This is a genomic window from Mesorhizobium silamurunense, from assembly GCF_014843825.1.
Lineage (GTDB): Bacteria > Pseudomonadota > Alphaproteobacteria > Rhizobiales > Rhizobiaceae > Mesorhizobium > Mesorhizobium silamurunense.
In genome coordinates this window covers 1-12,561 of record NZ_JHQR01000040.1, presented here as the reverse complement: position 1 = coordinate 12,561, position 12,561 = coordinate 1, and the positions used below count along the sequence as shown (strand labels likewise).

Genomic DNA, 12,561 nt, shown 5'->3' with positions numbered 1-12,561 from the left:
GTCATGCGCGAAATCAACATACTGCAGTCTTGCCCGCGCAGCGTCGGCGCATGGGCGCTGCAGAGGCCGGCAAAAACAATACCGGGCTCGCTTCTGAACGAAAAGGGGCCCTGCGTCGCGCAGGACCCCTTCCTTTGAGGCAAGATTACTTCAGCTCGTCGGCCTTGATGTAGCCGGAGTCGACGACCTGCGCCTGGTAGTTCGACTTGTCGACCTCATGCGGCGTCAAGAGGATCGAGGGAACGACCTTGACGTCGTTGTTGTAGGTCTTGTCGTCGAGGCCGTCGGGCTTGCCGCCGGAGAGCACCTTGTCGACCAGCTGCACGGTGGCCTTGGCCAATTCGCGAGTGTCCTTGAACACGGTCGAATACTGCTCGCCCGAGATGATCAGCTTGACCGAGGCGGTCTCGGCGTCCTGGCCGGTCACGATCGGCCAGGGCTGAGCGTCCGTGCCGTAACCGACGGCGCGCAGTGAGGCGGTGATGCCGCGCGACAGGCCGTCATAGGGCGACAGAACGCCATCGACGCGGCTGCCGTCCGAATAGTTGGCCGAGAGCAGGTTGTCCATGCGCGCCTGGGCGGTGGCGGCCAGCCAGCGCAGCGTGCCGACCTTGTCCATGCCCATCTGGCCGGACTTGATCTTGATCGAGCCGTCGTCGATCAGCGGCTGCAGGACCGACATCGCGCCGTTGTAGAAGAAGAAGGCGTTGTTATCGTCCGGCGAGCCGCCGAACAATTCGACGTTCCACGGCTTGGTGTTCGCGAAGCGCTCCTTGAGGCCCTTGACCAGGGAATTCGCCTGGATGACGCCGACGCCGAAATTATCGAAGGTGGTGTAGTAGTCAACGTTCGGGGTCTTCTTGATCAGGCGGTCATAGGCGACGGTGACGACGCCGGCATCGTTGGCCTTCTGCAGCGCATCGGCCATGGTGGTGCCGTCGATCGAGGCGATGATCAGCGCCTTCGGGCCCTTGGTGATTTCGTTTTCCAGCTGGCTGAGCTGGTTCGGGATATCGTCCTGCGCATATTGCAGGTCGACCGTGTAGCCGAGCGCTTCGAGCTGGGACTTGACGGCGTCGCCGTCGTTGATCCAGCGCTGCGAGGTCTTGGTCGGCATCAGCACGCCGACGAGACCCTTGTCGGCTGCGTGCGCCGAATAGGTCGTGGCGGCAATGCCAAGGGCCGCGACAGCGGCCAGCGTCTTGATGATTTTCACATTACTCTCCCTGGTTGATGGACGCGACACCTCGGGGCTTCGCGGGCCGCGCAGTCGAGCAGAAGCGCAATCGCGCCTCTGTCGGCTTTATCGATCTCCGGTATCCTCCCAATCGGCCCCGCGACGCAGTTTCAATCGATACGATTTTGCTCGTTGCCGATCGTTGCGCCTCGGAACGCGCGAAGGGTGTGTTCCTTTGACATAACTGTCAAATGCGATCTTTGGTGGTTGCTATACCGAAACTGGTATGGTTTAGCGTGCGGCAGAGAACTGGCGGAGAGGCTCGGAAATCATGGCGGCGTTGCGCGATCCTGATGCGATTTCAGTAAGTTACGAGAAGCTCCCGGGCGACGGGGAAACACTCTTGCGCAGCGGTTTGAGCCTGCGCCATATGCGCATGATCGCCGCCCTCGACGATCACGGACGGGTGAGCGCCGCCGCCCAGGTGATGAACATCTCCCAGCCGGCCGCCTCGCGCATGATCGCCGAGATGGAAGCGGTGCTCGACGTGAAGTTGTGCGAGCGGCTGCCGCGCGGCGTAACCCTCACCCCTTACGGCCAGGCGCTCGCCAGGCGCGCCCGCTCGATCCTGCTCGAGATGCGCGAAGCCGACCGCGAGATTTCGGAGCTCAAGGCCGGCAAAGGCGGCTCGGTGTTCCTCGGCGCCGTGACCGCGCCGGCGATCGAGTTGGCCGTGCCGGCGATTCGCGAGATCCGCCGCATCTACCCGCGCATCGAGATCACGATGCAGGTGGAGACGTCGAATGTGCTTGCCCGCGAGCTGATCGCCTCCCGCCACGACTTCATCATCGCCCGCATTCCCGACGACCTCAATCCGCGGCTGTTCGAATCGCGTGTCATCGGCATCGAGAAGGCCTGCCTGATCGTGCGCCGCGGCCATCCGCTTGCCAGCGGCAGGATGGTCGGTCTGGAGGAGACGGCCGCCTATGACTGGGTCTTCCAGTCCGGCGGCTCGCCGCTGCGCCAGGCGATGGAAAGCAATTTCCTGAACCGCAACATCCCGCTTCCCGACCGCATCCTCAACACCTCTTCGCTGCTCTTGACGCTGGTGATGGTGGCGCAATCCGACGCCATCGCCCCCGTTTCGGTCCAGGTGGCCAAGTTCATCCAGAGCGCCGACGGGCTGGCGGGAGCGATCGACGTGGTGCAGACCGAATTCGACATCGAAGTCAGGCCTTACAGCCTGATTACGGTCAAGAACCGCGTGCTCTCGCCCGCCGCCAAGATGCTGCACGACTTCATTTTGCGTGAAGTGGGGTAATGGAACGAGAATGCTACTTGCACGTTCAAACCGAGCGGCGGCTCGCTGAGCCTGTTTCCGGGTGACGGACGAGTTGTCGATGCTCAACAGCTCGGGAGGTTTCGATGGAACGTCGGTTGTTTCTGACTGGAATGCTTGGCGTTGCGGGGGCAGCGGCACTTGCAGGCCTGGCCGGACCGGGCAAGGCGGTTGCCGGCGTCCCCAAAGGCAACGGAATTCTCGATGAATTGGATAAGCCGGATCCGGGCATCTACGAGGAGGATGAGCAGGCCGATCTGCTGCAGCCGGCTCAGTACTATTACCGCCGCCGTCGCTACTACCGCGATCGGTACTACCGCCGTCGTCGCCGCCGGCGGGTCTGGAGAAGGGTCTGCCGCCGCTACTGGCGCTATGGTCGGCGTCATGTCCGCTGCTGGCGCCGCCGTGTCTGGATCGGGTTCTGGCTCTAGGACGATAGCAACCACGCACCGGCGCCTGCCAGGGTGAATTGCAGACCGGGGTCTTGCATTGGTGTGCAAGACCCAAAGCTTTGCTTGCAAACCACCGACTTCACCATTGCGCATACCGCTTGGCCTGAGTGTCGAACCAGACCGGCTGGGAATCGGTCGCGTAGAACCCAATGTAAAACTGCGCAATGGCCGCTGGCGAAGTCTGGCTCAAACCCTTGCGTTGCAAGGTGGAGCGGGTAGCGGGAATCGAACCCGCGCGTTCAGCTTGGGAAGCTGACAGGCTACCATTACATCATACCCGCGCAGCAGCCTCGTTACCATGATGGCAGTGCCTCAAGCAATCGGCTCTCGTCGCGAACCTTGGATATGTTTCGACGCCCCGTCAGGTTCATACGCGCTATCTGGCCGACAATGGCGCGCCTGCTTGATGCCGAACAGCCGAGTGCGTATTTCTGAAGTCGCGCTGCCGAATCGGGGCAGCTCGAACCGGAGAACGGCCTTGTCCGCACTGACACGCTTCCTCGGCGATACGCCACTCAGGGTGCTCGTGAAGCTGCTGGTGGTTTCCTTCCTCGTCGGCCTCGTCATGCACGCCTTCGGCTGGAGCCCGATGGATGTGTTCTATGGCATCCGCCAGTTCTTCGTCGATTTGTGGAATCTCGGCTTCCACGCCATCGACCGCTTCCTGGGCTATATCCTGCTCGGTGCCGCGATCGTCGTGCCGGCCTTTATCCTGCTCAGGATCGCCAGTTACAGGAAGTAGCCTGTCGAGCCGTCAGGCATAGGCAGCTGCCGTTTCGAACAGGATGGCGTGGCGCGCGGCAAGTGCCGGCACGTCGGTCGAATAGCCGCCGCCGATGACGCCGCACAGCGGGATGCCGCGGGCGCGGAAATGGCTGATCACCGTCCTGTCGCGGGCGCGCAGGCCGTCATCGGTCAACGATAGCCGGCCGAGCCGGTCCTCGGCGTGGACATCGACGCCGGCATTGTAGAAGACGATGTCCCAGCGCCGTCTTGCGGAAAGCTCCGGAAGAATGGCGCGGAGCCGGTCGACATAGGCGGTATCGCCGGTGCCGTCGGGCAAGGCGATATCGAGATCGGAGGCGATCTTGCGCGCCGGATAGTTGCGCTCGCCATGCATGGAAAAGGTGAAGGCGCGGGGTTCGTCCTTCAGGATGTCCGCCGTGCCGTCGCCCTGATGGACATCGAGATCGACGACCAGGATGTTTTCGACGGCGCGCTCCGCAAGCAGCGCCAGCGACGCTACCGCCACGTCGTTGAAGGTGCAGAAGCCCGCGCCGTGCTCGCGCCTGGCGTGATGGCTGCCGCCGGCAGCGTTGCAGGCGATGCCGTGCTTCAGCGCCAGCCGCGCCGCCAGAACCGTACCTGCGGTGGCAAGCTGAGCCCTCAGCGACACGCGCTGGCCGACCGGAAAACCGATCTCGCGCTCGATCTTCGCTGGCACCTCGCAGGCCAGCACCTGGTCGACATAGTCGGCCGCATGCGCGAGCTTCAGCCATGCGGCCGGCGCCGGTCCCGGCATCGAAAGCGCCTCCGAAACGGCCAAGCCGCGGGCGCGCAAGGCCTCCATCAGCAACGGATATTTGCTCATCGGAAAGCGGTGGTTGACGGCGAAGCCGGCGTCGTAGTCGGGGTGGTGGACGATCTGCAAGGGCATGATGGGGCAGCCTGCGCCAGAGCTGGAATTCAGTTGGCCGCCACGGGTTGGCGATTGCGCGGCAGCGGCAAACTGGGGCACATCGGCTGTTCGATCAAGCCGCAACGAGCAAGGCAGCAATCCTTGGATAAGGGTGCGACCCAGATAAACGCCAGATCCTTCAACGTCAGCAACCGCTCGGTGCTGGCGATTGCCGTGCCGATGACGCTTGCCTATCTGACGACGCCACTGCTCGGCATCGTCGACACGGCGGTTGTCGGACAGTTCGGCGACGCGGCCCTGCTCGGCGGCCTGGCCGCAGGCGCGCTGGTGTTCGACGTCGTCTTCACCACATTCAACTTCCTGCGCTCCGGCACCACCGGCCTCGTCGCCCAGGCTTTCGGGCGCGGCGATCCGTTGGAGGAACAGGCCGTTCTCTGGCGGGCCGTGCTGATCGCGGTCGTCGCCGGCGTCGTGCTTGCCGCACTTGCCCCGCTCTTTGCCGTGGCCGGCCAGTGGTTCATGGGCGCCGAGCCGCGCGTCAGCGCGGCAATGTCGGTCTATATCCGCATCAGGCTGCTCGCCGCGCCCTTCTCGCTCACCAACTACGCCATATTGGGCTACGTGCTGGGGCGCGGCGAGGGCGGGCTCGGGCTGATGCTGCAGGCGGTGCTCAACGGCATCAACATCCTGCTCTGTTTCCTGCTCGGCCTCGAGCTCGGCTGGGGTGTCGCCGGCGTGGCCTCGGCGACCGTCACCGGTGAATTCCTGGCGATGCTGCTCGGCTTTGCCATCGTGCTCAGCCGCTTCCGCAAGCTGGAGCGGCCGTCGCGCCGGCGCATCCTCGACCTGCCGGCCTACCGGCGCATGCTGTCGCTCAACCGCGACATCATGATCCGCTCCTTCTCGCTGCTTGCCGCTTTCGCGCTGTTCACCAGGCAGGGCGCGCAGTTCGGCACGGTGACGCTCGCCGCCAACGCCGTGCTGATGAACTTCTTCCTCATCGCCGGCTACTTCCTCGACGGCTTTGCGACCGCCGCCGAGCAACTCGTCGGCCGCGCTATCGGCGCGCATGCGGCAACACCGTTCCGGCAGGCCGTGCGGCTGACGCTGATCTGGGGTTTCGGTCTCGCCGGCGTTGCGACGCTGGTGCTGCTGACGGCCGGCACCAGTCTGGTGGCGCTGGTGACGACCTCGGCGGATGTCCGCCAGGCCGCCGACGCCTACCTGCCGTGGGCCGCCTTCACGGCGCTGAGCGGCGTGCTCGCTTTCCAGATGGACGGCGTCTTCATCGGCGCCACCTGGTCGCGCGACATGCGCAACATGATGCTTGTGTCGTTCCTCGCCTTCAGCGGCGCGCTCATCACGCTGGCGCCCGCCTTCGGCAACAACGGCCTGTGGGCGGCGCTGCACGTCTTTCTGCTGGTGCGGGGTTTGAGCCTAGTTGCGGTGCTGCGGCTCAGGGTGCGAACGGCTTTTTAGCGCCTTCGTCGCGGGCAGGGCTGGCAGTGTTGATTCTTTAGCTCCAGAGGTCGGTCGACAGGTACTTCAGTCCGGAGTCGCAAATGACGACGGCTATCGTCTTGCCTGATTGATCGCCGTCTAGAAGTCGCAACGCCGCAGCCACATTCGCTCCGGAGGAGAAGCCGCCGAAGATGCCTTCGCTGCGCGCGAGCAGGCGCGTGGCCTGGCGTGCCTCATCGCCGGAAACCTGAAGATAACCATCGACGGGCACGTTGTTCAGGAACGCCAGGTCCGGCATGGCATAGCCGCCGCCTTGAATGGGATGTTCGGATTGGGTGATGGGCTCTCCCGCGAGGGCGGCGGCGCCCTTGGGCTCGACGATGAAGCACTTGATCAGGGGATTGCGTTCCTTGAGCGCCCTCGCTACCCCCGTATAGGTTCCGCCCGAGCCGACGAAGTCGACGAACGCGTCGACAGCGCCATGGCTGGCGTCCCAGATTTCCGGCCCGGTCCCGTGATAGTGCGCAAGCCAGTTCCCGTCGCGATGGAACTGATCGGCGCGAAACGCGCCTCGTTCCGCCGCCACCGCCTTGGCGGTCTGCTCGACGAGCGCCAAATCGCCACCCGATACCTGCCCCGGCACCGACCCCGGCAGTTGGTCCACGAGAATCACTTCCGCGCCGAGCGCCGTCATCATTCGCGCGCGCTCTTCAGAATTGCCTTTCGACATCACCGCGACGAAGGGGTAGCCCCTGACCGCACAGATGATCGCGAGGCCCGTGCCCATATTTCCGGAGGTAAGCTCGACCACCGTTTGTCCCGGTTTGATGGCGCCAGATCTTTCGGCTTCCTCGATTATTCCAAGCGCCGCGCGATCCTTCTTCGAAAAGCCCGGGTTGAGATATTCCAGCTTGGCGAGGATCCCGCCCTTGACGCCCGCCTGCGCCGTCAGCCTGTCGAGCCGGACCAATGGAGTGCCGCCGATCGAGTCTACGACGGAGTTCAGAACCTCGGCCATTGTCTGTCTTCCCGGTTTCGTCGGAGCTCGTCAGAGTCGCTTGGACCAGTTTGCGCAGCCGGTGTCGCGCAGTTCTCCGATGGATTTGAGACGCTCCCGATCCGCGGACCGCGCCATGCCGGCAACGATGCGCGCGGGCAGCGCCGGTCCCGCATAGATCATGCCGGTATAGAGCTGGACGAGATCGGCGCCGGCGCGGATTTTTTCCAGTGCGGTTTCCGCCGAGTCGACTCCGCCGACGCCGATGATCGCCATTTTTGGGCCAAGCAGCTTGCGCATCCGGGCGAGCACCGCCGTCGAGCGCTCGAAAAGCGGCTTGCCCGACAGCCCGCCGGCTTCGCCCGCGAGGCTTGCGCTCCGCAACCCAGCCCGCGAAAGCGTCGTGTTGGAAACGATGACTCCGTCGATCTTTTTTTCGATGACCTCGGCGGCGATGTCTTCCAGTTCCGCTTCGACGAGATCCGGCGCGATCTTGAGAAAGACAGGCGGCTGCGCCGAAGCCGCGGCACGGGCCGCCATCACGCGCGACAACAGCTCGCCGAGCTGCTCACGCGCCTGCATGTTGCGCAGGCCGGGCGTGTTGGGCGAGGAGATGTTGACGGTCAGATAGCTGGCATAGGGCGCAAAGCGGGTCACGCCGCGCTCATAGTCGCCGACGCGGTCGGCGCTGTCCTTGTTGGCGCCGATGTTGACGCCGACGATGCCGCCACGCCCCTTGCGCCCAGCAAGGCGCTTTTCGGCAACGTCATGGCCTTCATTGTTGAAGCCGAGCCGGTTGATCACGGCCCCGTCGGCAGTCAGCCGGAAGATGCGCGGCTTCGGGTTACCTGGCTGCGGCAGCGGTGTGATCGTGCCGACCTCGGCGAAGCCGAAGCCGAGCCTGAGCAGCGCATCAGGCACCTCGGCGTTCTTGTCGTAGCCGGCGGCCATGCCGAGCGGGTTGGGGAAATCGAGGCCGCAAAGGCTGACCTTGAGCCGCGCGTCGCGCGGGGATGGCGAGCCGACCGGCAGGCCGCATCTCAGCGCCGCTATGGAAAGGCCGTGCGCGGTTTCCGGATCGAAGGAGAAAAGCAGCTTCTGGCCGATCCGGTCGAGCACGCTCATTCGCCCTCCAGCATAGGGAATTGATGCCGGCCATCGCTGCCCAGCGGCAGTGGCCTTGCCCAGAGGACGGCATCGAGGTCGAGCGGGGCGTAGAGATGCGGGAACAAGGCGCCGCCGCGCGACACCTCGTATTTCAGCGCCTCACCCAGCCGCGCTCCATCGACAGCAATCAGAAGCAGGTCCGTCTCGCCAGCGAAATGCTTGGCCGCCGTCTCACGCACTTGGGCAGCGGTGGAGAAGTGGATGAAGCCGTCGGCGATGTCGATCGGCGCTCCGGTGAAACGGCCGTTCCGCTCCGCTTCGCGCCACGTGGCTTCAGGCGCGATCTTGTAGATAATCTGAGACATTGTCGCGCTATAGTCCGAACGAACCATGGGGGAAAGGGTGCTTGCGAATCTCTTCCCCATTTCAGGCGCAAACCTGTGATATTCTTGGCTCAACGGCTCATGGAGGATAAACAACATGCGTCTGCAGCACATCCTGATCCCGGCGGCGCTTTGCTCGCTGGTCGCCGCATCGGCCTATTCCGAGGAGACCGACCGCTATCGGCTCGAAAAGTCGGCCAACGGCTATGTCCGCATGGACACCCAGACCGGCGCGATGTCGATCTGCGAAGAGCGCTCCGGCCAGCTCGTCTGCAAGATGGCGTCCGACGAGCGCGCCGCCATCCAGGACGAGATCGACCGGCTGCAGAGTTCGGTGAAGGCGCTGGATGAGCGCGTCGCCAAGCTCGAGAACACGCCCTCCGCCCGGCTCGAATCCAACCTGCCGAGCGAGGAGGATTTCAACAAGACGATGAGCTACATGGAGCGCTTCTTCCGCAGCTTCATGGACATCGTGAAGGATATGGACAAGGAAGAAGGCGACGGCGGCGCGAAGCCCACTCCGCAAAAGACCTGATCCCTTGGGAAAAAGCCTGCGCGCGGCCTTTGCTGCTTGAAAACGCGCCGCGCCGCCGCATAATCGTTCCGATCCCGCAAGAAGCACACAATCAGTGATGGGACGGGGAGGAATATTTGCCGTCGGGCCACACCTTCGTCATTGCCGACGACCATCCGCTGTTTCGCGGTGCGCTGAAGGAGGCGCTTGCCGGCATCGGCGATGTCGCCGCCATCCACGAGGCCGGCGATTTCGAAAGCGCCAAGGCGCTTGTCCTTGCCAATGAAGACATCGACATGGTGCTGCTCGACCTCTCGATGCCGGGCGCCAGCGGCCTGTCGGGCCTGATCTCTCTGCGCGGCATCCATTCCTCGGTGCCGCTGGTGGTGGTGTCGGCCCATGACGATCCAGTCACCATCCGCCGCGCGCTCGATCTCGGCGCTTCCGGTTTCATCTCCAAATCGGCAAGCATGGAGGAAATTCGCGCCGCCGTGCAGGCCGTGCTTGCCGGTGATATCGCCGCGCCCGCCGGGATCGAGCTCGGCGTCGAGCGCGATCCCGAGATTTCGGAGCTGATCAAGCGGCTGCAGGCGCTGACGCCGCAGCAGACGCGGGTGCTCGGCATGCTGGCCGAAGGGCTGCTCAACAAGCAGATCGCCTATGAGCTTGGCGTCTCCGAGGCCACCATCAAGGCGCATGTCTCGGCCATATTGCAAAAGCTCGGCGTCGACAGCCGCACCCAGGCGGTCATCCAGCTTTCCAAGATCGGCGGCGACCCGCTGCAGCCAGTGGGCTGATCGCTGGCCCTTTTGCGTCAAGGCTGCTCCTCCATCGCCGGGCCTGACGACTAAAGCGCGTCGCGATCTTTCAGATTCGCTCAGTGCGCTTTAGGTCATTGATTTTACGCGTGTCTTGCCCCCGAAACCGGTTCCCACTTTCGGGAGACATGCTTTAGGCCGCGGCTTTCTCCGGCCTGGAGGCCTCTGCGTCGAAACTCGCCTCTCAAGTCGCCATGCCAGAAACGTGCCGCGCCCTCCCGATCGCTACGCCCAATCCGAGCGAAGCGATCGCCACCAGCGGAATGCCGGCGACCCAGGGCAGGCGGGGCGCAAGCGCATAGAGCGCTGTGCCGATCGAGGGTCCGAGCGAGTCCTTGAGGTCGACCGCCACCGACGAGGCCGCCATATAGGAGGCGCGTCGCGCCACGGGCGCGAGCGCGTTGACCGCTGTCGGCACGAGCGGCCCGACCAGCATCTGCGCCACCGAGCACAGGCTGACGGCGGCAATCAGCGAGGGCGTTGCCGGCGACGCCATGAGCAGGACAAAGGCGGCGATGGTCGAGAGGCCGGCGCCGGCGGTCAGCCAAAGTGCTGTTCGCGCCTCGGCAAAGCGGCTCACCAGCATCTGCAAGCCCACGGTCAAAGCGGCCGCATAGGCGAACAGCGTGCCGATGCCGGATGGGGAAAGCGTGCCGGCGTCCTGCGCATAGAGCGGGATGACGGCCTCGATCCAGTTGCCGGAAATCTCGAATAGCACGACCCAGAGGAGCAGCTTCGCCAGGCGGCCGTCGCGGAAGGCCGGCAGCAGCGCCGACAGGCCTTCCTCCTCTTCCTCTTCGTGCTGACCGCCGGCGCGCCCGCTGCCGATCGTCTCGCCAAGCGCCGCCAGCATCACGACACCGCCCAGAATGAGCATGCCGCCGGCGGCGAGAAACACGGTGCTGAGCGACAGCAGCGCCAGCAGGGCGCCGCAGGGCGGTCCGAGGATCTGTCCCGCGCTCGAGCTGACGCGCGCCATGCTGAACCAGCGCGGATGCGCTGACGGCTCGGTCACATCGGCGATCGCGGTGAGGATGGTCGGATGGAGCACCGACTCGCACATGCCGGTCAAAATGAGCACGATCGCGGTTGCTGCAACGCCGTGGATGAAGAACAGGGCGACGAAGCCGCACCCCACGCCGAGCGATGAGAAAATCAGCACCGGCCGCCGGCCAACCCGATCGGCGATGCCGCCGATCAGCGGCGCCGCGATCAATTCGCCGCCGGCATAGCAGCCGAACAGCAGCCCGATCGCGCCTATGGGAATGTCGGCTTCGCTGCTGGCCCAGAGCGGAAAGAACGGCACCAGCGCGCCGTCGGCGAAGCCGGCGCAGAAGAACAGGAAGAGGCCGAGCAGCGCCGGGCGCGGCAGCCCGCGCCAGGAGGATGAAATTGCGGTCATGATGTCACCTAGCGTCAAAGACCCGGGGCTCGAGGCCCGAGGGCCGGGATGGCGCGTTGGCTGACGTGAACGCCTACGGCCGCTCGAAGAGCGGCGTGAGTGTTGATATGCTTGTGCCGGGCTTTTCAGCCGAGCCGCATCGACAGTTCGACGTCGTCGCCGAACGGCGTCGACATATAGCCGCCCGCCGGCGAGCGCACCCGCTCCAGATATTCCGGAGAGAAGTCGGCATTGTCGGCGATGACTAGCGCGCCGGGCCTGAGCCGGCTCTCTACCAGGCCGAGGATTTCCGGGTAGAGCGCCTTCGCGCCGTCGAGCAGCAGAAGGTCTATGCGGTCGGGCAGGTCGGCGCTCAGCGTCTCCAGCGCATCGCCCTCGCGGATATCGACCAGGTCGAGAAGGCCGCCTTCGGCGAGATTGGCCCTGGCGCGCACCACCTTGGAGGGTTCGAATTCCGTGGTGATCAGGCGGCCGCCGCCATTGTCCCTGAGTGCCGCGGCAAGATAGAGCGTCGAGATGCCGAACGAAGTGCCGAACTCGACGATGATACGCGCGCCGGTGCTGCGCGCCAGCATGTAGAGCAGCGTGCCGGTCTCAGGCGAAACCGCGAGCCAGAGATCCTTCAGGCTGCCGTAGAAATCGAGGTATTCGGTCTTGCTGCCGAGCAGCCGCGCCCGTTCCTCGCGCGAGTACCGGGCCATCGCCGGGCTGGTCGCGGCATTGGCTTCCTTGAACAGGCGGGCGAGCAGGGGCGCCAGCGGGGTTTCGGTCAGGGTGGTCATGGTGGGCTCCGATTGGTTGCGTTCTTGTGTTGCTTCGAAAAATACGAATAATCCTTCAGGTTTCCAATTCGCATTTCCCAAGCGCTGCCATGATCCAACGCCCAAGCCCTTCAATTTCCACCCGAAAACAGCCCAAACAGGCGCGCGCGACGGAGCTCGTCGCGGCGATTCTGCAGGCGGCTGCTCAGGTTTTGGCGAGCGAAGGCGCGCAGCGTTTCACCACCACGCGCGTCGCCGAGAAGGCGGGCGTCAGCGTCGGCTCGCTCTATCAATATTTCCCGAACAAGGCGGCGTTGCTGTTTCGCTTGCAGAGCGACGAGTGGCGGCAGACGACCGAGCTTTTGTGCGGCATCCTCGAGGACGTCGGAAAACCGCCGCTCGAACGGATACGCACGCTGGTGCATGCCTTCATACGCTCCGAGTGCGAGGAGGCGGCGGTGCGTGGGGCACTGAACGATGCCGCCCCCCTCATATGAGGCGAGTTGTGTCA

At 64.5% G+C, this 12,561-nt stretch carries 13 protein-coding genes, 1 tRNA gene and 1 pseudogene; 7 read left to right on the top strand and 8 right to left on the bottom strand.

Annotated features, from left to right (window positions below):
- Positions 1 to 145 precede the first annotated feature (145 nt).
- Positions 146 to 1,216, bottom strand: coding sequence for a multiple monosaccharide ABC transporter substrate-binding protein (gene chvE, locus DH10_RS03890; protein ID WP_192250275.1), 1,071 nt, complete (start codon positions 1,214 to 1,216; stop codon positions 146 to 148).
- Between the two features lie 292 nt (positions 1,217 to 1,508).
- Here chvE and DH10_RS03885 point away from each other — a divergent pair, with 292 nt between their 5' ends.
- Positions 1,509 to 2,498, top strand: a complete 990-nt coding sequence (locus DH10_RS03885; RefSeq protein ID WP_192250278.1) for a LysR family transcriptional regulator — start codon at positions 1,509 to 1,511, stop codon at positions 2,496 to 2,498.
- Positions 2,499 to 2,602: 104 nt separating this feature from the next.
- On the top strand, positions 2,603 to 2,947 hold the full coding sequence (locus DH10_RS03880; RefSeq protein WP_192250281.1) for a protamine-2 (modular protein): 345 nt from the start codon (positions 2,603 to 2,605) through the stop codon (positions 2,945 to 2,947).
- Positions 2,948 to 3,175: 228 nt separating this feature from the next.
- On the opposite strand, the gene DH10_RS03875 is transcribed toward DH10_RS03880, so the two are convergent.
- Positions 3,176 to 3,249, bottom strand: a tRNA-Gly gene (locus DH10_RS03875).
- Between the two features lie 197 nt (positions 3,250 to 3,446).
- On the opposite strand from DH10_RS03875, the gene DH10_RS03870 reads away from it, so the two are divergent.
- A complete protein-coding gene (locus tag DH10_RS03870; protein WP_127857647.1) occupies positions 3,447 to 3,710 on the top strand; it encodes a DUF6460 domain-containing protein in 264 nt (87 codons plus the stop codon).
- Between the two features lie 12 nt (positions 3,711 to 3,722).
- On the opposite strand, the gene DH10_RS03865 is transcribed toward DH10_RS03870, so the two are convergent.
- Positions 3,723 to 4,625: a histone deacetylase family protein gene (locus tag DH10_RS03865; protein ID WP_192250284.1), complete on the bottom strand. Its 903-nt coding sequence runs from the start codon at positions 4,623 to 4,625 to the stop codon at positions 3,723 to 3,725.
- Positions 4,626 to 4,748: 123 nt separating this feature from the next.
- Here DH10_RS03865 and DH10_RS03860 point away from each other — a divergent pair, with 123 nt between their 5' ends.
- Positions 4,749 to 6,086, top strand: a complete 1,338-nt coding sequence (locus DH10_RS03860) for an MATE family efflux transporter (protein ID WP_192250287.1) — start codon at positions 4,749 to 4,751, stop codon at positions 6,084 to 6,086.
- A gap of 37 nt (positions 6,087 to 6,123) precedes the next feature.
- On the opposite strand, the gene DH10_RS03855 is transcribed toward DH10_RS03860, so the two are convergent.
- The 3 genes from DH10_RS03855 to DH10_RS03845 are packed head-to-tail and all read right to left on the bottom strand — an operon-like array spanning position 6,124 to position 8,537.
- Positions 6,124 to 7,086, bottom strand: a complete 963-nt coding sequence (locus tag DH10_RS03855) for a PLP-dependent cysteine synthase family protein (RefSeq protein ID WP_192250290.1) — start codon at positions 7,084 to 7,086, stop codon at positions 6,124 to 6,126.
- 30 nt (positions 7,087 to 7,116) lie between these two features.
- Positions 7,117 to 8,190, bottom strand: coding sequence for a quinone-dependent dihydroorotate dehydrogenase (locus DH10_RS03850; RefSeq protein WP_192250293.1), 1,074 nt, complete (start codon positions 8,188 to 8,190; stop codon positions 7,117 to 7,119).
- Positions 8,187 to 8,537 (bottom strand): DUF952 domain-containing protein, encoded by a 351-nt coding sequence (locus DH10_RS03845; protein WP_192250296.1) that lies wholly within the window; start codon positions 8,535 to 8,537, stop codon positions 8,187 to 8,189. The genes DH10_RS03850 and DH10_RS03845 overlap by 4 nt, the downstream gene beginning before the upstream one ends.
- A 115-nt stretch (positions 8,538 to 8,652) precedes the next feature.
- On the opposite strand from DH10_RS03845, the gene DH10_RS03840 reads away from it, so the two are divergent.
- Positions 8,653 to 9,090: a hypothetical protein gene (locus DH10_RS03840; RefSeq protein ID WP_192250299.1), complete on the top strand. Its 438-nt coding sequence runs from the start codon at positions 8,653 to 8,655 to the stop codon at positions 9,088 to 9,090.
- 116 nt (positions 9,091 to 9,206) lie between these two features.
- A complete protein-coding gene (locus DH10_RS03835) occupies positions 9,207 to 9,866 on the top strand; it encodes a response regulator transcription factor (RefSeq protein ID WP_192250302.1) in 660 nt (219 codons plus the stop codon).
- 205 nt (positions 9,867 to 10,071) lie between these two features.
- Here the strand turns inward: DH10_RS03835 and DH10_RS03830 are convergent, their stop codons facing one another.
- Entirely contained in the window at positions 10,072 to 11,289 is a 1,218-nt protein-coding gene (locus DH10_RS03830; protein WP_192250305.1) for an MFS transporter, read from the bottom strand.
- Positions 11,290 to 11,414: 125 nt separating this feature from the next.
- Positions 11,415 to 12,071, bottom strand: coding sequence for an O-methyltransferase (locus DH10_RS03825; RefSeq protein ID WP_192250308.1), 657 nt, complete (start codon positions 12,069 to 12,071; stop codon positions 11,415 to 11,417).
- An 89-nt stretch (positions 12,072 to 12,160) separates the two neighbouring features.
- Between DH10_RS03825 and DH10_RS03820 the strand changes: the two are divergent.
- Positions 12,161 to 12,541, top strand: a pseudogene (locus tag DH10_RS03820) (TetR/AcrR family transcriptional regulator); the annotation flags it as partial.
- Positions 12,542 to 12,561 lie beyond the last annotated feature (20 nt).